Genomic DNA, 25,008 nt, shown 5'->3' on the forward strand with positions numbered 1-25,008 from the left:
GAGCCGAGGAGGGTCCATGCGGGTGGAGCAGGTGAACTGGGTCGACGTCCCGGCGGGGTTGCTGCGTCGGGGTACCTCGGTCGGCGAGGTGGCGGCTGTGGCCCGGCGCTATGCCGACACCGGGGTGCCGGTGGAGTGGTACATGAAGGAAGCCCCGCGCGCGGAGATCCACGTCCCGGCTTTCCGGATCGCCCGCACCCCTGTCACGGTCGGCCAGTGGACACGCTTCGCGGCGGCCACCGGCCGGCCGGTCCCGCAGAAGCCGGCGGACCACCCGGTCATCGGGGTCGCCTGGGAGGCGGCGACGGCCTACTGCCGGTGGCTCGGGGAACGGCTCGGCCTCGACGTGCGGCTGCCCACGGAGGACGAGTGGGAGCGCGCCGCGCGGGGCGACGACGGCCGGGAGTTCCCGTGGGGTGAGGAGTACCGTACCGGCCTGGCCAATCTGGCGGACCTCGGCATCGGCACCACGGTGCCGGTCGGCTCGTTCCCCGACGGAGCCAGCCCCTACGGCGTGCTGGACATGGCCGGTAACGCCGACGAGTGGACCTCCACCCTCTACGCTCCCTACCCCGGCGCGCCCGCCGAGGTACCGAGTACCGAGGACTGGGCCTTCGACCGGCACATCACCCGGGGCGGCGCGTTCCGCCACGAACGGGACCTGGCCCGATGCGCCCGCCGGCACAGCGCCTACGAACCGGATCTCGAAGCGATCGGCGTGGGCTTCCGCCTGGCGGCACCGGCCGCGTAGAACCGGCATGCCGACATCGGATGACAGGCGGCAACTCCTCAAGACCCAGACAGCTGACGGTGTGGACGCGCGCTCCTCCGCGATATGAATCGAGTCATCGGTACGCGACAGGCAAGTCGTCGGCCTCTGCCGACGACGCCTGCGGCCGACTGGCCGGCGTCGCGTGCGGAGATCACCTCTCGGTCATGATCACGTCACCATGTGTCCCGGGCCGGCGCCGGAGGGCTGAGCTGCGGCGTCCGGCGTGGGAGGGCGCACATGGAGGGTGAAACCCTTCATGCGTAGGACGCACTGCGCCTCCCGGAGCCGGACGCTCCCGGGGTCAGTGGCGGCGGTAGACGGCGTGGCCGAAGTCGGCGTGGATACCCTCCGCGCCGACGTCCTGCACCCACAACCCGAGGAAGGTTCCGGTGAAAGCGGGGTTGTCCGGCTCCCCGGCGTGCTCGTCCGACAGGATGGTGGCGTCCAGCGCCGGGCCGAGGCCGGACCAGTCCGCGTCGGCCGTCCGGTAGGAGAAGCGGACCTCGGGGCCGGTCATCCGCACCCGCAGCCCGACCGCCGCGCCGGTGGGGAGCGGGACGTCGAGGCCGGCGTGCACGACGCGCTCGCCGCCGGCGCACGTCAGCAGGGAGAGCACGGTCTGCCCGCCGTCGTCGCGGGTGAGGTAGGCGTAGTGCCAGTTGCGCGTGTCGTAGTACGCGGTGATCCCGGCCAGCTGGCGGATCGTCGCGGGCCGGAACTCGACGCTCGTCTCCAGCGAGCAGTCGAGGGAGTCCGCCCGCCGTGCGACCAGGCTGGGGGCGCGCAGCCCGCGGGGCGACTGCCCGCCGGAGAGCCGCAGATGGGAGGGGCGGGAGGCGAGGTCCACCCAGTCGGGGCCCGCGGGGCGGCGCAGGGTGGACCAGTGCGGCGCCAGGGTGTCCTGCGCGAAGTCGTCGTGGTCCCGGGCCGGTGGGAAAGGGTGGGCGGGCAGCCGCGGGGCGGGCACGACCTCGGCCGGGACGCCGCCGTCCACCCGGGGCCAGCCGTCGGCCGTCCACTCGACGCGCTGAAGTGCGGTCTCACGGCCCAGCGTGCTGGGCCCGAGCGGGGTGAGGGGCCGGGCCGCGAGGTGGGCGAGATACCACTCGCCGGTGCCCGTCTCCACCAGGCTTCCGTGCCCGGCCTTCTGCAGTGCCAGCTCCGGCCTGCCCCGGGAGCTGAGCAGCGGACCCGCCGGGTCGGTGGCGTACGGGCCGAGCACGGCACGGGAGCGCGCGACGGTGACCTGGTGCTCGTAGGAGGTCCCGCCCTCCGCGGTGACCAGGTAGTACCAGCCCTCGCGGCGGTAGAGGTGCGGGCCCTCCGTCACCCCGGCCGCGGTGCCGCGGAAGATCACCTCCGGTTCGCCGACCAGGACGCCCGCGGCGCAGTCCCAGCGCTGGGCCTGGATGCCCGCGAAGGGGTAGTGGCCGGGACGCCAGTCCCCGGCAGGGGAGAGCATCCAGCAGGTGCCGTCCTCGTCGTGGAAGAGCGAGGGGTCGAAGCAGCGCCCGTGCACCGGCACAGGGTCGGACCACGGCCCCTCCGCGGCCGGCGCGGTCGTCACGTAGTTGGGCGCGTCCCACCAGCCTCCGCGGTGGTTGTCCACCCGGGTGAAGACCAGGTGGAAGAGCCCGTGCGCCCACGACAGGCAGGGCGCCCAGACACCGTCGGAGTCCGGGGTGCCGCCGAGGTCCACGAGCCGGCGCTCGGTGAGGATCCCGCCGAGTGACCGCCAGTGCACCAGATCGCGGGAGTGGTGCAGCGACACGCCCGGGTACCACTCGAAGGTCGATGTGGCCAGGAAGAAGTCGTCCCCGACGCGGAGCAGCGAGGGGTCGGGATGAAAGCCCGGCAGGACGGGGTTGCGGATGGCGTGGTGGTCGTCCGGGGTGGCAGCGGTGTGGCTCATACGGCCCCTCGTGAAGGATGGCGGGATTCGGATGGATCGGCGCCCTGGCCCCGGCGGACCCGGGAGCTGCCGTGCCGCGCGCACGGCGCCGCACCGAGTGAATCCTTTCATATTGCCACCTGGCAGGCCATGACCTGCGGTTCCCCCTGCTCGGCCGGTGCGTGCGAAACCGGGCGGGCCGCGCTTCGGCCGAGGGCTGAGCACCCACCGCCGCGCTCCTCCTCACCACCCGGGACACGGCCCTGCCCCCGCCGCGCCGCCGGCCGGTTCATCGACGCCTCGTCCGCGGGTGAGTCACTGGACGAGGCGGCCGGCGAAGCCCTGGCCCCTCCGACGGTGATCGTCGGGAATGAGACGGCCGGGGCGGGGCCGGCGCTGGTAGCCTGGGGACACGCTTGCAGACAGCCTGGGCCCGTGCCGGACAAGGTACGGGCCCGGATTCGTTCGGGGCGCCGAAACGAGGAAGGACCCATGAAGGCGAAGCAGCCGGCCTCCGACCGCTCCCGCCCCGGCGGATCCGACCGGGAGAGGGCCCCGCGGGGCGAGCTCTCCGTGCCGGGGACGTCGGCGCCCGGCCTCCCGCCGGCCGAGTCCTTCGCGGAGCTGGACCTGCCGGTCGAGCTGAGGGGAGTGCTCACCAGGCTCGAGGTACGGGAGCCGTTCCCGATCCAAGCGGCCACGCTGCCGAGCGCGCTGGCAGGCCGGGACGTCCTCGGCCGCGCGCGGACCGGCTCGGGAAAGACCCTGGCTTTCGGGCTTGCGCTCCTCGCGCGTACGGCGGGCCGTCGCGCCGAGTCGAAGCGCCCTCTCGCGCTGGTCCTGGTACCGACGAGGGAAATCGCGCAGCAGGTGAGCGAGGCGCTGACCCCTTACGCGGTGGCGCTCGGGCTGCGCTCGGTGAGCGTGGTCGGCGGGCTGGCGATCGGCCGGCAGGCGGCGGCGCTCCGGGAGGGTGCCGAGGTCGTGGTCGCGACGCCGGGACGGCTGGCCGACCTCGTCGCCCGGCGCGACTGTCACCTGGACCGGGTACGGATCGCGGTGCTGGACGAGGCGGACCAGATGTGCGACATGGGTTTCCTGCCGCAGGTCTCGGAGGCCCTGGACCGGATGCCCCCCGGCGGGCAGCGGATGCTGTTCTCGGCGACACTCGACCGCAACGTCGACCAGCTGGTCAGGAACCATCTGAGTGACCCGGTGCTCGTTGCGGTCGACCGGGCGGAGGGCTCGGTCGCGACGATGGAGCACCACGTACTGAACGTCCACCCCGCCGACAAGTACGCGACAGCCACCGAGATCGCGGCCCGGGACGGGCGGGTGCTGATGTTCCTGGACACCAAGCACGCTGTGGACCAGTTCACCCGCCACCTGCGGAGCAGCGGCGTACAGGCGGGTGCCCTGCACAGCGGGAAGTCGCAACCGCAGCGCACGCACACGCTGGCCCGGTTCAAGGACGGCGATATCACCGTACTGGTGGCGACCAATGTCGCCGCCCGTGGCATCCACATCGAACATCTGGATCTTGTCGTCAACGTGGATCCGCCCTCCGACCCCAAGGACTACCTCCACCGCGGCGGGCGCACCGCGCGGGCCGGGGAGTCGGGCCGTGTGGTCACGCTGGTCATGCCCGGCCAGCGCCGGGAGGTGAACCGGATGATGGCGGACGCGGGGATCCGGCCCACGGTCACGCAGGTCCGCTCCGGCGAGGAGAGGCTGACGAGCATCACCGGTGCGAAACGCCCGCCGGTGCAGGACAGGGACAAGACCGGCAACGTGGCCTTCCGGGGCCTGGGCACCCCCGGGGGACGTCCGCCGAAGGAATCCCGCAAGGCCGCGGAGGCGCGCGCGATGGCGGAGGCCCGCAAGGCCGCCCGGATCCGCAAGGCCCACTGACGGGCGGTACGGCGGTACGCGCCGCCACGGGTGGGCTGCCGCCACCCTCCGGGCCGCCGTGGTGTGCGTGAGGCACGTGTAGGGCGGGTACGCGGTGCTCAGCCGGCTGCTGGCACACCTGCGTGCCGCGGCACGCCCCCTGTTCGGCCTCGAGCTGTGCGTCACCCCTCGGATACCGGCCCCGGCGGAGCAGCCCGGCCCGCCGCTGCTGGTCTTCGCCCGGCACGCAGGCCCGGGCGACTCCTCCCTCCGCCGTCACGGGCGCCTGCGGAAGGCCGCACGTGCCGCGCGGATGCACTACGTCCTGCCACCACGTGACGCGGGCGTGCTCGCAGCTCTGGAGGCGGCGCCGACCGCCGACGCGATCTTCGTGGCGCACTCCGGCCTCGACGTCATCGACTCCGTCCGCTCGGCCTGGACGGGCATCCCCCTGCACCAGCCGGTGCAGGCCCACTGGTGGCGCGTCAGGTCCGGTGACGTACCCCGCACACGGGAAGCCCGCAGCGAGTGGCTGCTCACCCAGTGGACCCGCGTCGACGCCTGGATCGCCACCCGCGCGGCCCCCGGCACCACCCACGTCTGACCCCGTCCGGCCACCCGTCGGCGGCGCGGGCTTCACGCGCAGCCGGCTGGCCGCCCAGGTTCCGCAGCAACTGGCCGCCGCGACCACGCCGTAAGCGCGCAGGCAGCACGGAGGATCCGGCCGATGCCTATCGGCGAGCGCTCCTGGCGCCGCGGGCGGGCGGTGCCGGGGTGCGTTCGGCGGCGGGATCCGGCCGAACCCGGTCGGGATCGGGCGCCGTTCGCGCCGACATTCTTGTCATGGACGCGACTTATGTGGTGCGCTTGTCGTCCACGGGGGTGACGAGACCTGAGGAGGCGTACGAGGCTCATGGCCAAGCGAACAGCCGCCGCGGCGGCGCTGATCACGGCCGTACTGGCCGTCACCACCGGTACCGGGTCGGCGCAGGCCGCGCCGCGGGCGACGACGTCGGTGGTCACGTTGACCTATTCCGTCAGTCAGGCGGGCCAGTGGACCGGCGCGATCGCCCAAGGTGTCCAGAACTGGAGCGCCGCGCTGCACAACGTGCGCTTCCAGCAGGTGAGTTCGTCCACCTCTGCCAACTTCGTCTACAAGGCCACGTCCGGCTGGCCGCAGACGACCCTGGGACCGATCTTCCCGGGCCGCGGCCGCGGGCAGGTGCAGCTGGGTCAGGAGGCGGTGGACGAGGGCTACGACATGACGCGGATCGCCGCGCACGAGACCGGCCACATCCTCGGGCTGCTCGACGACTACAGCGGACCGTGTACGGAGCTGATGTCCGGGCACGGCCCCGGTACGGCGTGCACCAACGCCCGGCCGGACGCCGCCGAGGCGGCGGAGGTCGACCGCAACTACGCGGGCGGCACCGCGGCACTGCGTCCCGACCGTCAGCAGGTCGTGATCGACATCTGGTCGGCGCCGGATTCCGCCGTCCGCTGAGGGCTGACGGCGGGCGGTTGTCGATCGCCGCGCAGACATGCGGTCGCGCCCGGACAAGGTGACGGCCTCGAGGAAGTCGCAGGCCGGGATGGCATAGGCCTTGCATGCGGCCCAGCCCGTGGAGCGAGGTGAAGGTGCGCTCGACGCCCCAGCGGTAGGTGCCAGGTCCTGTTCCGTGCCGGTTGCCGCGGCGTGCGATGGCCGGCCCGATACGGCGGGCGCGGACCTGGCCGCGGTTGATGTCGTAGCCGCGGTCGGCGAACAACGAGTCCGGCTTGCGGTGGGGATGCCCGCGGCGGCCGCGGACTGCCGGGACCGCGTCGATCAGCGGCAGGAGCTGGGTGATGTCGCCCACGGCTGCCGCTGGTGAGGACGACGGCCGGCGGGGTACCGCCCCCCTCGTGGTGTCAGCCATTGTGAGGGGCTGAAAGGTTTCATCTATCATCGGGGTGTGGTGCGGTCGGGTCGACGCCCCCAGATGACTTTGCGGACCTGTGGTCCGTCCACGGTGTCGAGGGAATTCACCGGCCGACGGAGGGGTGGCGGGAGTGGCGGACCTTGACCCTCGACAAAGGCGCGACCTACAGTTGTGCCTGGTAATTGAATAGTTTCAAAATGTTTCACAGCACCGGCCCCTGCCGGTGACAACCTCACGGAGCACCAAGTGAACCCCTCGCCGCCCGACGACCCGCGCCTCCCGGGGCCCCTGCGTCCGGTCGACCTGACCACGGAGCGGCACCGCGAGCCGATCGGCCTCGACGAGGGCAGCCCGCTGCTGGCCTGGCAGCTGGACGGAGAGGGCCGCGGCCGGCGGCAGAGCGGATACCGGCTTGTTTTGAGGGCGGAGGCCGACCCGCTGGACGCCGACCGCCCACCGCTGTGGGACAGCGGGTGGCGGACGGGTGACGAGACGTCCGATGTGCCCTACGGCGGGCCGCCGCTGGCCGCGCGTACCCGCTACCTGTGGCGCGTCCAGGTCTCCGACGAGCACGGCACACCCTCGGCGTGGAGCGATCCGGCCGCCTTCGAGACCGGTCTCGCCCCCGGACTGCCGGACGCCACCGCGGCCTTCGCCGCCGCCGAGTGGATCGCCGCCCCCGGCGAGGAGGAGACCGCGTCCCTGCCGGACCTCGACACCCACGACGGCGAGCACGACGTCCACCGCATCCGCCCGGCCGACCGCGGCGGTGAGGGCGCGCCGCGCGGCGCCGTCTTCCGTACCCGCTTCGCCGTGCGCCCGGGCGCCGACCCGGCAGCCGCCCGGCTGCTGATCGACGCCCCCGGCGACGTCCGGGCGGTACTCAACGGCGTGACCGTGCCGCACGATGGCCGCCCCGCACCGGAACTCGCGGCCGCGCTCGCCCGGCCGGGCAGCACCGGCCATGTGCTCGCAGTCGAGGTCACCACCGCCGGGGCCACCCCGCCTTCCCTGCTGGCGGCCCTCACCGACGGCACCGCCCGCCGGCGCCCGGGCCCCGCGGTGCCGCACGCCTGCGCCACCGGCGACGCCTGGCGTGCCCGCGCTCTGCCCACCGGCGAGGCCGGCGCGGAAGGCTTCCGCGGCTGGAGCGACCCGGACCTCGACGACCGCGACGACACGGTGTGGCCGCGCGCGGTCGCCGACGGCCGCAACGGCGACCCGCCGCACGGCCGCGCCCCCGCCTCCCACCGCCCGAGCCCCCTGCTGCGCCGCGAGTTCGACCTCCCCGCCCCGGTGACCAGGGCCCGCCTCTACGCCACCTCCCTGGGCCTGCACGAACTGCGTCTCAACGGTGCCCGTGTCGGCGACGAGGAGCTCGCGCCGGGCTGGACCGACTACGACCACCGCGTCACCTACCGCGCCCACGACGTCACCGCGCTGCTCCGGCCCGGCCGCAACGGTCTGGCGGCGGTCCTCGCGGACGGCTGGTACACCGGCAACGTCTGCATCTTCGGCAACCGCCACTACGGCAGCGTCCGGGCGCTGGCCGCTGCGCTGGTCGTCGACCACGCCGACGGCTCCACCACCACCCTGACGACCGCCGCGGACGGCAACTGGCGTACGGCCACCGGCCCGGTGCGCTACGCCGACCTGCAGAACGGCGAGGTGTACGACGCCCGCCTGGAGCAGCCCGGCTGGGACGGTCCCGGCCACGACGACCGGGAATGGTCCCCTGCCGTAGCGGCGGCGCCGCCGCCCGGCCTGACGGTCCTCGCCGCGCTCACACCTGCGGTGCGGGCCCAGCGCGAGTACGCGGTCACCGGCTCGCGCCGCACCGCGGACGGCCGGCTGCTCGCGGACTTCGGCGAGAACCTGGCCGGACGGGTCCGGGTCGAGGTGCGCGGCCCCGCCGGCTCCCGGGTGCTGCTGCGGCACGCCGAGGCGCTGCGCCACGACGGCGAGCTCTACACCGACAACCTGCGGACCGCCCGGGCCACCGACGAGTACGTGCTGCGCGGCGACCCGGCCGGCGAGACCTACGAACCGCGCTTCACCACGCACGGCTTCCGCTACTGCGAGGTCACCGCGCTGCCCGCCCGCGAGGGCGGCCCGGTCCCGGAGGTACGGGCGGCCACCGCCGTCGCCCTGTGGGCGGACATGCCCGCCACGGGGGAGTTCAGCTCCTCGCACGAGGGTCTCAACGCCCTCCACGGCAACATCGGCCGCTCGCTGCGCGGCAACTTCCTGTCGGTGCCGACCGACTGCCCGCAGCGTGACGAGCGCATGGGCTGGACCGGCGACATCCAGGTGTTCGCGCCGACCGCCGCCTTCCACCACGACATCCGCGGGTTTCTGCGCGGCTGGCTGCGTGAACTGCGCGGCGCCCAGCACCCTGACGGCTCGGTGCCGCACACGGTGCCCGACATGTTCCGCCGCACCGTGCCGGAGGCGGACCGGGCGAGCGCGGGCGGCGCGGCCGGCTGGGGCGACGCGGCGGTCACCGTGCCCGCCGCGCTGCTGGCCGCTTACGGCGACCGCCGCGCCGCGGCCGAGGCGGTGCCGTCCGCAGCCGCCTGGCTGGACTACCTCGACGAGCACAGCGCGGACGGGCTGCGTCCGGCGGGCGGCTTCGGCGACTGGCTGGCCCTCGCCGACACGCCCACCGACCTGGTGGCCACCGCCTACCACGCGCACACGGCCCGCGCCGCCGCCGCGCTCGCCGCCGCAGCCGGCCGCGGCGACCTCGAAGAGCGCTGGTCGCAGACCTTCCGGCGGGTCCGCGCCGCCTTCCGGGAGCGCTGGGTCGGCGGTGGGGGAGTGCTCCACCCGCCGACCCAGACCGCGTACGTGCTCGCCCTGCACATCGGGCTGCTCGACCCCGCAGAGGTGCCCGCCGCGGCCAACCGGCTCGCCGACGAGATCGCCTCCCGCGGCCACCACCTGACCACCGGCTTCCTCGGCACCCCGTGGCTGCTCGACGCCCTGACCGACGCGGGCCGGATCGACACCGCGCACCGGCTGCTGCTCCAGGACAGCTATCCCTCCTGGCTCTACCCGGTGTCCGCCGGCGCCACCACCGTATGGGAGCGCTGGAACTCCTGGTCGGACTCCACCGGCTTCGCCGACGCCGCGATGACGTCCTTCAACCACTACGCGTACGGCGCCGTGGGCGACTGGATCCACCGTACGATCGGCGGCCTGGCGCCCGCCGCGCCCGGCTACCGCCGACTGCTGGTGGCACCCCGCCCACCTGCCGCCGTCACCTCGGCGGGGGTCCGCCTGCTCACGGTCCGCGGTCCGGCCGCCGTCCGCTGGCAGATCCGCGAGGACGGCATGAGCCTGGACGTCGACGTCCCGCCCGGTGCCACCGCCGAAGTCCGCTTCCCGCCGCTGCACGGGGTGAAGGGCGAGCTGAGCGAGTCCGGCAGGCCCGCCGCGGCCGCCGAGGGCGTACGGGTGCTGCCCACCCCGCCCGGCAGCGCCGCCGCGGTCGAGACCGACTCCGGCAGCTACCGCCTCACCCTGGCGTGAACCGGGTCGGCCTGTCCCCGTGCGTGCACCCGATGCCGAGAAGAGACCGTTCCCGTGACCGTTCCCGTGACCGTTCCCCTGCCGCCCGAGAGGGCCGGCGACGCCCGGTTCGGTGCCTCCTGGCGCCGGCTCCAGGCGCCTGACTACGACGTGGAGCGCGTGCTGCACGACGGAGTGACCGGCGACTGGCCGGCCGACCTGCCCGGCCGGCTCGTCCTGGGCCTCAGCCGGCTCGCCGCCGTCGCCGGCCGGGAGCCACGGCAGCTGCGGGAACTGGTCGACGCACTGCCGGGCCGCCTCAACGCCGCCGGCCATCTCGGGCCGGTGCACCGCGACGCCGCCGACGAGCAGCAACTCGCGGGGCACGGCTGGCTGGTGTCCGGTCTGCTCACCTACCACCGGCTCGCCGGCGACGAGCGGGCCCGGCACATCGCGCTGGAGATCACCAGGACCCTGCTGCTGCCCGTCGCCGCCCGGCTCCCCGGCTACCCGCGCCGGCTCCCCGGGGACGACACCGCGGGCGGCGCCTCGGGATCCCTGGTGGCCCGCGGCGGCGGCTGGCTGCTGTCCTCCGACACGTACTGCGTCCTGATCGCCCTGGAAGGGCTGGTGGCCGCCTACGCCGACACCGCGGACCCCGCGATCGCCGACGCGGTCGAGGCGCTGGCCGCGCTCGCCGAGCGCGACGACCTGGTGGCCGCCCGCGCCCAGCTGCACGCCACCCTCACCGCGGCCCGCTGCCTCGCCGACTTCCACGAGCTGACCGGCTCACCCCGCCCGCTCGCCGTAGCCCGCCGCCTTTACGACACGTACGCCGAGCACGGCCGTACGGCCAACGCCGCCACCTGGAACTGGTTCGGCCGCCCCGACTCCTGGACCGAGCCCTGCGCCGTCACGGACTCGCTGCTGCTGGCGCTGAGCCTGTGGCGCGTCACCGGCGAGTCCCGCTACCTGGAGGACGCGCACGCCGTCGAGCACAACGGCCTCGGCCACGCGCAGAAACCGCACGGCGGCTTCGGGCTGGACACCGTCACCGGACCGGGACAACCCTGGCTGTCCAACGTCCACCCCGACGCCGCCTGGTGCTGCACGATGCGTGGCGCCGTGGCCCTGGCGGAGCTGCGCGAGCGCACCTACCAGGTGCGGGACGTGGCCGGTCCGGGACCGGCCACCGTCAGCGTCGACCTGCCGCGTGACGGCACCACCCCCCTGGCGCTGCCCGGCGGCGAGCTGGTGCTGCGGCAGCGCACCGGCCACCCGTTCACCGGCGCCACCTCGTTGGAGGTCGTACGGTCCGGGCTGCGCGGCCCCGTCCGCATCGCCTTCCCGCTGCCCTCGTGGGCCGACCGCTCGGCGACCGTCACCACGGCGACCGGGCCTGGGCAGGCCCGGGTCGAAGGGCCGGGGCTGCTGCTGGTGGCCCCCGCCCCGGGCGACCGCTACACCGTGGACTTCCCCGTGGGCCCGCGCACCGTGCCCGCGAGCGGCGACGGCCGGCACGTGACCCTGCGGCACGGCGTGCTGCTGCTCGGCGCGGTCGCGGCGGACGGCGGCCCCGCCCCGCGGGCGCCGTCCGACCTGGCGCTCACCGACCCGTCACGTGCCCGCTACCGGTACGCGGGCGGCGTGCGCCTGGCCCCCGTCGCGGAGGTCTTCCACGGTACGGAGCAGGAAGCGGCGGGCTACCGGGCGCGGGTGGTCTTCGGGGCCTGAGGACGGTGAGCGGTCAGCACCAGCCGTGCTGCGCGAACCACTCCGCGCACCAGCGCGTCCACCGGCCGACGTACGGGTCGTCCGGCGCGAGGCCGAGCCCGTGCGCGCCGCGCGGCAGGACGTGCAGCTCCACGGGGACGTCCGCGCGGCGCAGGGCCGCGGTGTAGCGCAGCGCGTGCTCGACGTCCACGGAGGCGTCGTCGGAGGTGTGCCAGCAGAAGACCGGCGGCGTCCGCGGGTGCACGGCGTACTCCAGGGACACCGCCCTGCGCTCGGCCGGTGACGGGTCAGGGCCGAGCAGCGCGTCCAGTGAGCCCGGGTGCGGCAGATGGGCGAAGGAGACCACCGGGTAGCACAGCACCGCGAGGTCGGGCCGCTCCTCCTCCCCGGTGTGCGGGCCGCCGGCCAGCCACGCGGCCAGGTGGCCGCCCGCGGAGAAGCCGAGCACGCCCACCCGACCGGGGTCGGCGGCCGGGCCGGCCGCGCCGTCGCGCAGCAGCCGTACGGCGGCGCGGGCGTCGTCCAGCGGGGCGGTGCCGCCCTGGGGGCGCAGGGTGTAGCGGAGCACGGCGGCGTGCAGTCCGAGGCCGTTCAGCCACGCGGCCACCGCCTCCGCCTCGTGCGGCCCATGGGCCGTGTAGCCGCCGCCGGGCAGGACGAGCACCACGGGCGCGGGTCCCGCGGCGGACGGCGGTGCGGGGTGCAGCGTGAGCCGGCCGTCGAGCGGTGCGGTCACGGGGAGCCTCCTGGGGGTCGGGTGCGGTGGCGGGGGAAGGCGCGGGCCGGGGCCGGCGGGAGGATGTCCTCCCGCCGGCCCCGGCCGCCGTGCGCGGTACGGATCACGGGTAGCGCGTGTCGAGCAGCACCCGCGGGGTGCTGCGGCCGGCACGGTACTGGTCGATGAGGTCGCGCGTCAGGTTGAGGTAGTAGAAGCCCCAGCCGTCGGAGTACGGGCCGTCCAGGTGCGTCACCTTGGTCGGCTCGATGTCGTTGCTGCCCGCCACGCTGTACTGGTCGGGCGCGCCGAACTCGTTCCACTGCTGCACCAGGGCGAGTTCCGGCTCGTAGTCGTAGATGCCCTGCACCTGGCGGACCAGGGTGGCGCCGGACATCCGCAGCTGCGCGTCCCAGTTGCCGTAGGCGCCGTAGTACTCGTTGCCGGCGAGGGAGGCGGCCGCGGTGACCATCTCGGCCCGCTGCTGCTGGAGGCCGAAGAATCCGATCCAGCCGACCGGCGGGCCCTCGGTGCGGTTGCTGACCACATCGAAGACCACCTTGCGGCCCTTGAGGTCGGCGACGTTCCACTGGCGCACCATGAAGTACGTGTCGCTGCCCGGCGGGGTCGCGTACCGCAGCACCTCGCCGCTGGCGGCGTCCTTGAGGTAATAGATGTTGCGGCCCTCGGGGCCCGGGATGGAGGCGGTGATGCGCGCGGCAGGATCGGTGCCGATGGCGTTGAACGACACCACGTCCTCGGTGATGACGAACGGGGCGCTGGTGAGGGTGCCGGTCTGCTGGGCGGCGCCGTCGGCGGGCTTGGTCGACACGTACTCGATGTCCGGCACGCCGGGGTAGGCGGCGTTCACCGACATCTTCGCGACCTTCCACGCGGGGTCGGCCGTCCAGCCCGCGAGGCCCTTCGAGAAGTCGCTGAGGGGGGTGGAGGCGCCGTTGGCGTACGGGGCCCGGTCGATCCAGGAGACCATGCCGCCGGGGTTGAGGACGATCTCCCGGAAGGCGCCCATCCACCTCACGGTCAGGTCCGGGTCGTCCCAGGCGGGCGGCTCGGTCCAGCGGGCGCCGGTGTAGACGCTGAGCAGCGGCTTGCCGTCGTACTCCATGAACAGCGGGCGCAGCCGGGGGTCGGCGAGGTACTTGCTCTTGATCCGGTCGATCTGCGCCTTCCAGTTGGCCGTCTCGCCGGCGGTGCCGTTGTCCAGGCCCAGCAGCAGCGTCACCTGTGGACGCTTCTTGAGACCGGCATAGACGTCGAGGACGGCGTCGGACCCGGCCATGATCTTCTGGGCGGTGCCGCTGCCCCAGTTGCCGCCCAGGTTGTTGGACCAGTCGAGCATGACGAAGTCGTAGCCGGCCCACAGGATCCACTCGGCGTGCTGCTTGATGACCTTGGGGTCGCTGGAGTCGTACTTGCCCAGCAGCGGTTCGGCCTCGGCGGTCCCGAAGTGGTCGATGTTGTCCGGTCCGAACCAGGTCTCGTAGCCGATGCCGAAACGGGTGCGCCCGCGCCGTCCGTGCGCCGAGGCGCGGCCCCGGGCCGCAGGGCCGGTGAGCCGGGTGCCGTTCTGTGGAGCCGGCACCCCCGGGGCGGCGGCCGAGGCGGTGCCGGCGGAGCCGAGGGTGACCGCGCCGGCGGCCAGCGCGGCCGCGGTGCCACCCCGCAGCAGGTTGCGCCGGGGTACGCCGGAGGAGCGGGTGGGGTCTTCAGACATGGGTGTCTCCGAAAGGTGCGCGCGGACGGGTGCCGGCCGCCCGATGACCGCCGGCTACCGCGCCCTCGTGGTACTAGAACGATTCATTTGCGCCGCCCCGAACCCTGGCGCAGGTCGTGACGGGCGTCAAGGCTTCTGCCGCGATTGGACCCTCGGCGCCCGCGAATTGGGCGGCATGACCCATCGGATGAGGGATTTTTCCGTGGAGGAACCTTTGCTGGGCGCCCGGCGAGGGTGGTTGACGCCGGTCTGGGGTGCCTCGCATGATGGTGAATGCTTTCAGACGATGAGGGAGTCAACCCGCTATGCCGCGCTATTGCCTGCAAGGTCGGATTCGCCCCGACCGGATCGACCTCTACCGGAGCCGGCACCGGGCCGTGTGGCCCGAACTGCTGCGCGCGCTGTCGGACTCCGGCTGGCGGGACTACAGCCTCTTCCTCGGCGAGGACGGGCTGCTCGTCGGCTTCGTCGAGGCCGACGACCTGGCCGCGGCGCAGGCAGCGGTCGCCGCCACCGAGGTCAACGCCCGCTGGCAGCAGGAGATGTCCGGCCTCTTCGTCGACCTTGACGGTCGCGCCCCGGACACCGCATGGACGCGGCTGGAGCCGGTGTTCGACCTGAACGAGCAGCTCACCGCCGCCGGCTCGCCCGCGCCCGCCGCCCTGCGAGTGGAGGACCACCGGGCGGCCGACTGCGAGCCCGGCGCCGCGTCCGCCGCCCGGGCGCTGCCCGTCGCCGGCTCCGCGCGACCGCGGCTGTCCTGGACCGTCCCGCTGGTCCGGCAGGGGCAGCGGCAGACCGCCTACCGCGTCGTCGCCTGCCACGCCCGCGACGCCGCCGAGCCCGCCGCGGTCGCCGAGGGGACGGGCCCGGCCGGCGCCCCCGCGCTGTTGTGGGACTCCGGGCAGGTCGCCTCCGACCGTTCCGCGCACCTGCGCTGGGACGGCCCCCCGCTGCCCGCCCACGCCACCGTGCACTGGCAGGTCCGGGTCTGGGACGAGCGCGGCGAGGCGTCCCCGTGGTCGCCCCCCGCGACCCTGGTCACCGGCCCGCTCGGCGCGGAGGACTGGACCGCCGAGTGGATCGAGGTCCCGGCCACCCACGCCGCCCGCACCGAGTTCGCCGCCGACCCCGCCGACATCGCACGGGCCCGGCTGCACCTGACCGGCCACGGCCTGCTGCGCGCCCACATCGACGGCCGCCCGGTCAACCCCGACGCGAGCGACCCGTCCCGTACGGCGCTGAGCCGCGCCGCCGCCCGCAGCTACGACGTCACCGCGCTGCTGGCGCACGCGCCCCGGCACACCCTCGCCCTCGCCGCCGCGACCGGCCACTACGGCGCCGTCCTCGCCCGCCCCCGGCTGCTCGCCGAACTCGTCCTGGAGCTGCGCGACGGCAGCACGGTGACGGTCGGCACCGGGCCGCACTGGCGGCAGGGCCCGACCTCCGTGGTCCGCGAGGACCCCTTCTACCTGGAGGAGCACGACGCGACCACCCCCGACGGCTGGGCGCACACCGGCTTCGACGCCACCGGCTGGCAGCCCGTCCAGCCGGCCCCGGGCGCCCCCGCCACCGTGGTGCCCGACGCGGGTCCGCCGCTGACCGTGGCCGAGGAGCTGCCCGCCGTACGCCTGCCGGGCGGCCCCGACGTCTTCGACCTGGGCCGCAACATCGCCGGCCGCAGCCGCCTGGTGGTACGCGGCGCCGCCCGCGGCACCCGGCTGCGGATCGTGCACGGCGAGAAGCTGGACGCCGCCGGGCACGTCGACACCCTCAACATCCGGCTGCCGCACGACAAGGAGCGCGAGCGCCAGGTCATCGGCTGGACCTGCGCGGGCGGCACCGACACCGTCGAGGCGTGGTTCGCCGTGCACGGCTTCCGCTACGTCGAGGTGCACGGCCTGCCCGAGGGCGCGTCCGTCGAGGCCACCGGCCGCGTCCTGCACTCCGACGTGCCCGTCACCGGCCGGATGGGCACCGACGACCCGCTGCTCGACCTGCTGGTCGGTACCGCGGTGCGCACCCAGCTGAACAACACCCACGCCCACCCCGAGGACTGCCCCACCCGCGAGGCGGCCGGCTGGACCGGCGACGCCTCGGTGTCCGCCGAGGCCGCCTTCGCCCACCTGGACATGGCCGGTGTCTACCGCCACTGGCTGGACGACGTCGCCGCCGACCAGCGCCCCGACGGCGGCGTCCTCGGCGTCTCCCCGCACCTGCTCGGCGACCAGATCCAGCCCGCCGACCCGGTGTGGGGCTCGGCGATGACCGAGATCCCGCTGCAGCACTGGCGGCACACCGGCGACGAGAGCTTCGTCGCCCACCTGCTGCCCGCCATGCGCCGCTGGTGCGACTGGCAGCTGGGCACCCTCGTCGAGGGTGTCGTGCGCCGTGCCGACATCAGCTTCGGCGCCGACTGGCTGGCACCCGAGCGCACCCCGCCGGTCATGCTGCAGACCGCCGCCGCGCTGCGGTCGCTGCGTGCACTGGCCGAGCTGGAGGGCGTCGCGGGCGACGCCGGCCAGGCCCGGCTGCGCACCCGGCAGGCCGACGAGCTGGCCGTCGGCGCCCGCGCGGTGCTCCGCGACCCGGTGACCGGCCGGTGGGCCAACGGCAGCCAGGGCTCGGCGGCCCTCGCCCTGGTCTGCGGTCTGGCCGCTCCCGAGGAGGCCGCCGCGCTCCGCGACGGGCTGCGCGCCGCCACCGCCGCCGCCGGCGACCGCGTCGCCACCGGCTTCTCGGCGACCCAGCCCCTGGTACGGGCGCTCGCCGACGCGGACGGCGGCACCGCGCTGCTGGCCGCCGTCCACCAGGGCGAGCAGCCCGGCGTGGGCGCGATGCTCGTCGACGGCCCGGGCACCTTCTGGGAGACCTGGTGGATCGACGACGAGAACGTCGGCGTCGCCTCCCTCGACCACATCGCCCTGGCCGCGCCCTTCGCCGCCTGGGCCTGGACGCACGCCGTGGGCCTGCGCCCGCTCACCGGCGGCTACCGGCGCTTCGCCGTCGCCCCGCGGCTCCTCGGACCGCTGGGCCGCGCCCACGCCACGGTGGAGACCGTCCGCGGCCGCGTCCACGTCGACTGGCGGTACGACGCCGGGCGGCTGACGGCGACCGTGGAGGTGCCCGTGGGGTCCACCGCCGAGGTCACGCTGCCCGGGGTCGCCGCCGAGCGCATCGCCGTGGACGGCACCTCCGCCGCCGGCCACCCGTACGCCGCCGTCGTGGACGGCACCCTGGAGCTGCCCGCGGGCCGCTACCTGCTGTCCGCCCAGGACGTGCCGGCCACCGCGGTGACGGCCGCCCTCGCCGCACTCCCCGACGTCACGCCGGGCGGCACCGCCCGCGTCGACCTGCTGCTGCCCCCCGGCTTGGGCGCCCCCACCGCGCGCATCGACGACGGCTGGACGGTGTCGCTGGACGGCGACGGCCTGGACGTCGGCGCCCCCGCCGGTGCCGCACCGGGCAGCACCGCCCTGCTGGAGGTCGCCGCCGCGGACGGCACCCGGATCGCCACCCGCACCGTACGGGCCGCCCGCGGCGGCCGCTGGCTGTCGGACGACGCCCCCGCGGACGGCTGGACCGCCGCCCCCGGCGACACGCGCACCGTCATCCCCGGCACCTTCGTCTGCACCCCGGTCTTCCACGCGCCCGTGCCGGGACCGGTCGTCCAGGTCGACGGGCCCGAGCTGCCCCCGGCGGCAACCCGCTGGCTGCGGCTGCCGCTGGAGACCCCCGCGGACCTGAGCGACGCGGCCTTCGCCTTCGCCGAGTTCGACCTCTGCCTTCCCGGCCCTGCCGGGCGGACCGTGGTGCCGCTGCTGCGGCTGACCGCGGCGGACGGCACCAGCGTCGAGGGCACCGAGCGCCCGCTGCCCGCCTGCTGGAACCGCGTCACCGTGGACGTCTCCGGCTGGGCCGGCCGCGACCAGGTGGTCGAGGTCGCGGTCGGCGTCCACTGGCTCGACAAGCCCGACCCCGGCCGTGGCCCGCGCACCCCGCTGGACGGCGGCACCGCCCCCCTGCCCTTCCGGGCCGGGCACGTCGGCTGGACCAGTGCCCCCCGTACCTGGTGACCAGGGCTCCGCGCCCCCCAAGACCACAAGCCGAGGACAACCCATTGAGCACGATCACCAACCCCGTGGTGCGCGGTGTCGCCCCGGATCCCTCCGTGTGCCGCGTCGGCGGCGACTTCTACCTCGCCACCTCCACCTTCGGCCTGCTGCCGGGAGTGCGCATCCACCACTCCACGGACCTGGTGCACTGGAGGCCGCTCGGCGGCGCCGTCACCCGCCCCGCGCAGTACCGCAGGGACGGCAGGCCCGGCGACGTGATGCTGTTCGCGCCGACACTGCGCCACCACGAGGGCCGCTTCTACCTCGCCTGCACCAACGTGGCCGACGACCAGGGCAACTTCGTCCTGCACACCGACGACCCCGCGGAACCCTGGTCGGACGCCGCCTGGGTGGACACCCACGCCTTCGACCCGTCGCTGCTGTTCGCTGACGGCACCTGCTACTACACCCGCCGCACCCTCGCGCCGCGCCCGGACGGGCGGCTGGGGCCGGTCGTGCAGTTCGAGATCGACCCGTTCACGGGCGCGTCGCTGGGCCCGGTACGCGAGCTGACCCCCGACTACGGGGGCTTCAGCTCCAACGACATCGAGGGCCCGCACCTGTACAAGATCGGCGACCTGTACTACCTGTTCAGCGCCGAGGGCGGCTCCTGGAAGGGCCACATGCAGACCGTCGCCCGCAGCACGTCGCCCTGGGGCCCCTTCGAGCCGTGCCCGGACAACCCGGTGATCACCCACCGCAACCGGGTCGGCCACCCCATCCAGACCCTCGGGCACGCCGACCTCGTGGACGCGCCGGACGGCTCGTGGTGGGCGGTCATGCTCGGCACCCGCCACCTGGCCCAGGGCGGCTTCGTCTACCACCACAACCTGGGCCGGGAGACCTTCCTCGCCCCCGTGGAGTGGCGCGACGGCTGGCCCGTGATCGGTGACGAGGGCGCGATCGAGCTGACCGTGCAGACCCCGCGCCCGCTGCCCTCCCACCCGGGGAGCAGGGTGCGGCAGCCGGACACGCTGTGGGCGGCCGGCTGGTCCACCCAGGGGCTGCCGCCCGCCGGGCTGGCGGGGCACCCGGCCGCCGGTGCCTACGAGCTGCCCTACGGACGCCCGCTGGACGACGCGGACCTCTCGGCGGACATCGGCGTGCTGCTGCTGCCCCAGCAGGAGGACGACGCCGAGTTCACCGCCGTCCTGGAGCAGGCGCCGCAGGCCCCCGCCGAGGCGGGCGTCGCCGTGCACGCGACCCCGCACCACCACTACGCCCTGCTGGTTCGTCACGACGCTCAGGGCGAGCGCGAGGTGCTGCTGCGCCGCAGCGTGGACGACCTGGTCACCGAGCAGCGCGTCCCGCTGCCCGGCAGCGGCCCCGTACGGCTGCGCGTGCAGGCGACCGTGGAGCGGTACGCGTTCTCCGCCGCGGAGGGCGACGGGCCCTTCCGGCCCGTCGGCCAGGGCTCGGCCCGGCTGCTGTCGGCCGAGACCGCGGAGACGTTCACCGGCTGCCACTTCGCCCTCGTCGCCGTGGGCGCCACGGACCGGCCCGCCGCCCGCTTCACGGGCGTACGAGCCACCTGGTCACCGGCATGACCGACCCGCCGGAACCCGGGCGGAGCGGTCGCCGGGCGGTGGCCGTCGCCTCCGCCACCCAGATGATGGTCGTGCTGGACGCCGCGGTGCTCTCCGTCGCACTGCCGCGGATGGCCTCCGACCTGCACGTCGGCACCGGCGCCCTGCCGTGGGTGATGAACGCCTACGCGCTGCCCTTCGCCGGCTGCCTGCTGCTCGGCGGGCGGGTGGCCGACCTGCTGGGCCCGGTCGCCTCGCTGCGCATCGGCCTCGCCGTCTTCGGCGCGGCGAGCCTGGGCGCGGGGCTCGCCCCGAACTTCGGGGCCCTGCTGGTCTGCCGCGCGGTGCAGGGACTCGGCGGGGCGCTGCTGTCGCCGGCCGGGCTGGTACTGCTGACCAGGGCCACCGCGTCGGGCACCGAACGGGAGCGGGCGATCGCGCTGTGGAGCGTGACGGCGGCCGTGGGGGCGTCGGCGTCGGCGCTGTTCGGCGGCCTGTTCACCCAGACGCTCGGCTGGCGCTGGGTGCTGCTGATCAACGTCGCGATCGCGCCCGCGCTGTTCGCCGCCTCCCGGGGCGCCGCGCCGCCGCGGCCGGCCGGCGAGCGCCGGGGTGCCGCGCTGGACCTCCCCGGGGCGGCGCTGTTCATGGCCGCCTTCGCCGGGCTGGACCTGGCGTGCACGGTGGACGGCGGTTCGCACACCGCCCGGACCGCCGGCGCCGCGGCCGTCGCGGTCGCGGCGCTGGTGGCGCTGGTGGTCACCGAGCGCCGGGCCCGCCATCCGCTGCTGCCGCTCGGCCTGCTGCGGCTGCCGAGGGTGGCGTTCACCAACTCGGCCGCGGTGATGCTCCTCGCGGGCAACTCGGCGACGGGCTACTACATGACGCTCTACGCCCAGGACGTGTGCGGCCTGCCACCGCTGACCACCGCCCTGTGCATGCTGCCGGGGACGGTAGCGGGTGTGCTCACCTCGCGCAGCGTCCCCCGGATCATCCAGGCCGTGGGCGAGCGCGGGGCCCGCACCGCCGGCCCGGTGGTGGTGGCCGCCGCGCAGGCGGGTCTGGCCGTCTGCGGGCGGATGGGTGCGCCCTTCGGGGTGCTCGTCCCGCTGCTCATGGTGCTGGCGGCGGGCAGCAGCATCGCGGTGGTCACCCTGACGTCGTCCGCGACCCGCTCGCTGCCGCCGCACCAGGCGGGTCTGGCGGGCGGCCTGATCACCGCGTCGGGCCAGAGCGGCGCTTCGCTGGGGCTCGCCGTGCTCACCGGGGCCGCCGGGGCGATCACCGGCACGGCCGCGGCCGCGTCGCACGCGGCGCGCTCGGCCGCGCTGGTCGAGCAGGTGGGGGTGGCGCTGCCGCTGGGTGCCGCTCTCGCGCTGGCGGCGGCCCTGCTGGCCTGGCGCATACCCTCCGGCGCCGCCCGCGTCGAGCCGGTCCCCGTGCCCGGTGCGCGGGCGGCCGACGACGGTGCTCACCACCCGTATTCTTGAAATGATTCAAGCTCACACGGGCCTATGTGTCGCATGGGGCGTGGGTGAACCGGTCGGCGTGTTGCCGCCGACCGGTTCGCAGGGGCGTGAAGCGCCCTGGTCGCCGTGGGATTTCCGCAGGACGGGGCGCCTCTCGGCGAGACCGCCCCGTAACCTGCGGGACATCTATTGACAGCGGCGAAACGATGCGACATGGTCAATGAAAGCTTTCACAGCGACCGGGTGAGTCGCGCGACGACTCGCGCGGCCGGGTCTGCCGTCACAGAGCGTGCCGACCGTCGGAGGGGTCCGTGGCCCCCGCATCGTGACAAGCGCATCCCGTGGCCGAGCCCGTCCGGACCGTACCGAGCCGGGGCAGGGGGAGCGTCACCCGACGCGCGGCAGGTGCGGGGCACAGACTTCAGGTGGCGGCAGAGAGGAACTGGAAAGATGACCAGAAAGGCCGGGCGCCGCGCGATGCGCCCGATGGCGGCGGTCGCCGCAGCCGGGCTGCTCGCACTGGTGAGCGCCTGCGGAGGCGGGGGCTCGTCCTCCGGCGGGCACGGCAGCGTCGAGGGCAGCAAGATCACCCTGTCGGTGCAGGCCGGCCTCGTGCCGCAGTTCAAGAAGTACGCGGCTGCCTACGAGGCCGCCTACCCCAAGCGCAAGATCACCGTGGAGTCGCTGCCCGACGACGCCACCCAGTACGTCCAGCAGCTGGTCACCGAGCGACTCGGCAACAAGCTGCCCGACGTGCTGATGAACGTCGACTACGCGGCCAACCAGCTCGCGGACGGCAACATCACCCTGGACATCTCCGATCGCCTGAAGAAGGGCGACCTCGGGCTCAAGGGCAGCAACTTCCTGCCCCAGTTCATGGGCCAGTACCGGCCGGTCTCGCACCCCGAGGAGATCACCGGCCTGCCGGTGAGCGCGGACTCGACGACGCTGTTCTACAACAAGACGATCTTCCAGAAGGCCGGCGTCACCGAGTACCCGACGGCCGACTGGACGTGGGACGACCTCTACCGGGTCGCGACCGAGATCCAGCAGAAGACCGGCGGCAAGTACGCCGGCATGAGCCCGACGCTGGGCACCGGTGACCAGCCCGCCGTCTACAACCCGGTGATCCACGCCTACGGCGGCTACGTCTATGACCCCAAGACGCACAAGTCCGGCATCGGCGAACCCGCCGCGGTCAAGGCCTGGACCAAGCTGCTGTCGGCGTACGGCACCGCCTCGCCGAAGTACTCCGCCAACGCCGGGAGCGTGGCGAAGTTCGAGCAGGGCCAGTCGGCGATGGCCTTCTCGGTGCGCGCCACCGTCCCGACCGTCAAGCAGACCCTGAAGGACGACTGGGACGTCCAGCCGATGCCGAAGATCGACGGCAAGAGCACCGTCGGCGGTGGCTCGTACGGCCTGTCGATCAGCAAGTCCAGCCACAACCAGGACGCCGCCTGGGCCTTCCTGGCCTGGTTCTACCAGGACAACGGCGGTATGAAGCTCGCCCAGGCGACCGGCCAGGTCGTGCCGCCGACCCAGCAGGGCGTGGACAGCGGCTCCTGGCGTCAGCTGCCTGCTCCGCCGCAGAACGAGGCCGCGTTCGCGCAGGACGCCAAGGACGCGTATCTGCCGGCCGCGCTGCCCGGCAAGTCCGCCAAGGTGCTCAGCGACAGCGTGATCAAGGCGGTGCAGGAAGTGGAACTCCAGCACCGTTCGGTGGCCGACGCCTTCGGCGACGCGCAGAAGGCCGTCAACCAGGCCCTGGCGTCGGAGAAGTAGCCGGCGGGCGGTCCGGGGCGGGGCACGTCCCCCGCCCCGGACCGCGGCCGGTGCGTCCGGCCGGTGACGAGAGAATGGTGCAGTAATGGCTTCGGTTTTGGACAACGAGACCGGCGGGCGGGTCGCTCCGCCGGGCGGGGGACCCGGTCCCCGGCTGCTCGACCGGCGCAGGCGCCGCGACACGCTGGCGGCGGTGGCGTTCCTGACACCCAGCATGGTGGCGTTCACGCTCTTCGTGATCCTGCCCGCGCTGGGCGCCTTCGGGCTCAGCTTCTTCGACTGGGACCTGTTCGGAACGCCTCGGTGGGTCGGTCTGGACAACTTCTCCCGGCTCTTCCAGGACAGCGAGATGTGGGACTCGCTCCGCGTCACCGTGGAGTTCGTGGTCCTGGGCGTGATCCCCACGATCGTGATCGGGTTCGTCCTCGCCGTCCTGATCAACAGCCGCATGCGCGGCATCGGCGCGCTGCGCATCCTCTACTTCGCGCCCATGGTCGCCTCGTCCGCGGTGGCCGCCGTGCTGTGGTCGTACATGTACGACGACCGGGCCGGCGTCGTGAACCGGGTGCTCGGCTGGGTGGGCATCGACGGACCCGCGTGGCTGTCCAGCACCACATGGGCACTGCCCGCGCTCACCGTGATGATGATCTGGCTCGGCCTGCCGCTGGTGATGATCCTCTACCTGGCCGGCCTCCAGCGCATCCCCGCCGACATCTACGCCGCCGCGTCGCTGGACGGCGCCGGCCGGTGGCGGCAGCTGTGGAGCATCACCTGGCCGAACGTCGGGAGCACCACCGTCCTGGTCGCCACGCTCCAGCTGATCAACTTCGTGAGCGGCTCCTTCGAGGTCTCGCTCATCATGACCAACGGCGGACCGCTCGGGCACACCCAGTCCCTGGCGCTCTACGCCTACCAGACCGCTTTCCACCAGACGGACATGGGCTACGCCAGCGCGCTGTCGCTGTTCCAGCTGGTGCTCATTGCCCTCGTCGTGGGCCTCATCAGGCTCATCACCCGGATGCGGAGGACCGCATGACCACGAACACCATGTGGGGCCCCGCTGCGCGCCGCGGCGCCTGGCCGGCGGCCGGCCGCTGGATCCTGGTCCTGCTGTGCGGCCTGCTGATGGCGCTGCCCCTGTTCTACCTGCTGTCGGCCTCGTTGATGTCCGCGCACGACGTGCGCGCGTACCCGCCGCACCTGGTGCCGCCGAAGGTCGTGTGGCACAACTACGTCGAGGCCTACCACTTCCTGTCCGCCAGGGTGATCGTCAACTCGTTCGTCTTCAGCTTCGGCATCCTGCTGGTCCAGCTGGTCATCACCATCCCCGCGGGCTTCGCCCTCGCCAAGATCCCGTTCAAGTGGTCGGGCGCGCTGCTCGCGGTCATCGTGGTGCCGATGTTCGTGCCGTCCAACATGACGCTGATCCCGCTCTACGTCATCACCCACCAGCTCGGCCTGGTGGACAGCTACGCCGGCATGATCCTGCCCATCGCGGGCCAGACGGCCTTCGCCATGCTGCTCTTCCGGCAGTTCTTCAGCAGCCTGCCGAACGGCCTGATCGACGCCGCGCAGCTGGACGGCGCGGGCTGGACCCGCACCCTGGTGTCCGTCGCGCTGCCGCTGGCCCGCCCGGCGCTCGCCGCGTACTGCTCGATCAGCTTCCTGACGGCGTGGAACACCTACATCTGGCCGCAGGTGATCGCCCCCGACCACGAGCACTCCGTCATGACGGTGGCGCTCGCGCCGCTGGCGCAGGGCCAGTACACCCTGATGTCGCCGAGCGTCGGCATGGCCGCGGCGGTCATCAGCATGCTGCCGGTCCTGGTGATCTTCATCGTCTTCCAGCGCTGGTACATCAACGGTGTCGTCGGTACCGGACTGGAATGACCGGTACGGTGATGCACCCGTGTGATCAGTTGTCGCAAGGGGATTTTGCCGGGG

The 25,008-nt window shown here is 74.1% G+C and carries 15 protein-coding genes and 1 pseudogene; 12 read left to right on the forward strand and 4 right to left on the reverse strand.

Going from position 1 to position 25,008, the window contains the following annotated elements:
- Positions 1-16: 16 nt before the first annotated feature.
- Positions 17-751 (forward strand): formylglycine-generating enzyme family protein, encoded by a 735-nt coding sequence (locus ACH4SL_RS06595; RefSeq protein WP_398442301.1) that lies wholly within the window; start codon positions 17-19, stop codon positions 749-751.
- Positions 752-1,073: 322 nt separating this feature from the next.
- On the opposite strand, the gene ACH4SL_RS06600 is transcribed toward ACH4SL_RS06595, so the two are convergent.
- Positions 1,074-2,684 (reverse strand): glycoside hydrolase family 43 protein, encoded by a 1,611-nt coding sequence (locus tag ACH4SL_RS06600; protein ID WP_398442302.1) that lies wholly within the window; start codon positions 2,682-2,684, stop codon positions 1,074-1,076.
- Positions 2,685-3,155: 471 nt separating this feature from the next.
- On the opposite strand from ACH4SL_RS06600, the gene ACH4SL_RS06605 reads away from it, so the two are divergent.
- The 3 genes from ACH4SL_RS06605 to ACH4SL_RS06615 all read left to right on the forward strand — a co-directional run bounded on the left by ACH4SL_RS06605 (position 3,156) and on the right by ACH4SL_RS06615 (position 6,057).
- Positions 3,156-4,574, forward strand: coding sequence for a DEAD/DEAH box helicase (locus ACH4SL_RS06605; protein WP_398442303.1), 1,419 nt, complete (start codon positions 3,156-3,158; stop codon positions 4,572-4,574).
- A 94-nt stretch (positions 4,575-4,668) separates the two neighbouring features.
- Complete coding sequence (locus tag ACH4SL_RS06610; protein ID WP_398442304.1) at positions 4,669-5,157, forward strand: hypothetical protein; 489 nt, start codon at positions 4,669-4,671, stop codon at positions 5,155-5,157.
- 309 nt (positions 5,158-5,466) lie between these two features.
- Positions 5,467-6,057 (forward strand): snapalysin family zinc-dependent metalloprotease, encoded by a 591-nt coding sequence (locus tag ACH4SL_RS06615; RefSeq protein ID WP_398442305.1) that lies wholly within the window; start codon positions 5,467-5,469, stop codon positions 6,055-6,057.
- A gap of 100 nt (positions 6,058-6,157) precedes the next feature.
- On the opposite strand, the pseudogene ACH4SL_RS06620 reads toward ACH4SL_RS06615, so the two are convergent.
- A pseudogene (locus ACH4SL_RS06620) lies at positions 6,158-6,464 on the reverse strand (transposase); the annotation flags it as partial.
- Between the two features lie 257 nt (positions 6,465-6,721).
- Here ACH4SL_RS06620 and ACH4SL_RS06625 point away from each other — a divergent pair.
- Together ACH4SL_RS06625 and ACH4SL_RS06630 are read left to right on the forward strand one after the other, a co-directional pair.
- Positions 6,722-10,009, forward strand: a complete 3,288-nt coding sequence (locus tag ACH4SL_RS06625) for a family 78 glycoside hydrolase catalytic domain (protein ID WP_398442306.1) — start codon at positions 6,722-6,724, stop codon at positions 10,007-10,009.
- 54 nt (positions 10,010-10,063) lie between these two features.
- On the forward strand, positions 10,064-11,722 hold the full coding sequence (locus ACH4SL_RS06630) for a hypothetical protein (protein ID WP_398442307.1): 1,659 nt from the start codon (positions 10,064-10,066) through the stop codon (positions 11,720-11,722).
- A gap of 13 nt (positions 11,723-11,735) precedes the next feature.
- Here the strand turns inward: ACH4SL_RS06630 and ACH4SL_RS06635 are convergent, their stop codons facing one another.
- Together ACH4SL_RS06635 and ACH4SL_RS06640 are read right to left on the reverse strand one after the other, a co-directional pair.
- Positions 11,736-12,458 carry an alpha/beta hydrolase gene (locus ACH4SL_RS06635; RefSeq protein WP_398442308.1) on the reverse strand — a complete coding sequence of 241 codons (723 nt, stop codon included), beginning with the start codon at positions 12,456-12,458 and terminating at the stop codon, positions 11,736-11,738.
- Between the two features lie 103 nt (positions 12,459-12,561).
- Entirely contained in the window at positions 12,562-14,172 is a 1,611-nt protein-coding gene (locus tag ACH4SL_RS06640) for a hypothetical protein (protein WP_398442309.1), read from the reverse strand.
- A 305-nt stretch (positions 14,173-14,477) separates the two neighbouring features.
- Here ACH4SL_RS06640 and ACH4SL_RS06645 point away from each other — a divergent pair, with 305 nt between their 5' ends.
- From ACH4SL_RS06645 to ACH4SL_RS06670, 6 genes are all read left to right on the forward strand, one after another.
- The gene (locus ACH4SL_RS06645) at positions 14,478-18,248 is read left to right on the forward strand and encodes a family 78 glycoside hydrolase catalytic domain (RefSeq protein WP_398442310.1); all 3,771 of its coding nucleotides are present in this window, start codon (positions 14,478-14,480) and stop codon (positions 18,246-18,248) included.
- A 44-nt stretch (positions 18,249-18,292) separates the two neighbouring features.
- The gene (locus ACH4SL_RS06650; RefSeq protein WP_398442311.1) at positions 18,293-19,834 is read left to right on the forward strand and encodes a family 43 glycosylhydrolase; all 1,542 of its coding nucleotides are present in this window, start codon (positions 18,293-18,295) and stop codon (positions 19,832-19,834) included.
- On the forward strand, positions 19,831-21,303 hold the full coding sequence (locus ACH4SL_RS06655; RefSeq protein WP_398442312.1) for an MFS transporter: 1,473 nt from the start codon (positions 19,831-19,833) through the stop codon (positions 21,301-21,303). The genes ACH4SL_RS06650 and ACH4SL_RS06655 overlap by 4 nt, the downstream gene beginning before the upstream one ends.
- 429 nt (positions 21,304-21,732) lie before the next feature.
- The gene (locus ACH4SL_RS06660; protein ID WP_398442313.1) at positions 21,733-23,064 is read left to right on the forward strand and encodes an ABC transporter substrate-binding protein; all 1,332 of its coding nucleotides are present in this window, start codon (positions 21,733-21,735) and stop codon (positions 23,062-23,064) included.
- Positions 23,065-23,149: 85 nt separating this feature from the next.
- Positions 23,150-24,100, forward strand: coding sequence for a carbohydrate ABC transporter permease (locus ACH4SL_RS06665; protein ID WP_398442314.1), 951 nt, complete (start codon positions 23,150-23,152; stop codon positions 24,098-24,100).
- Positions 24,097-24,954 carry a carbohydrate ABC transporter permease gene (locus tag ACH4SL_RS06670; protein ID WP_398442315.1) on the forward strand — a complete coding sequence of 286 codons (858 nt, stop codon included), beginning with the start codon at positions 24,097-24,099 and terminating at the stop codon, positions 24,952-24,954. Before ACH4SL_RS06665 ends, ACH4SL_RS06670 begins: the two co-directional genes overlap by 4 nt.
- Positions 24,955-25,008: the final 54 nt, after the last annotated feature.

Source organism: Streptomyces sp. NPDC021020 (genome assembly GCF_044333285.1).
Classification (GTDB): Bacteria; Actinomycetota; Actinomycetes; order Streptomycetales; family Streptomycetaceae; genus Actinacidiphila.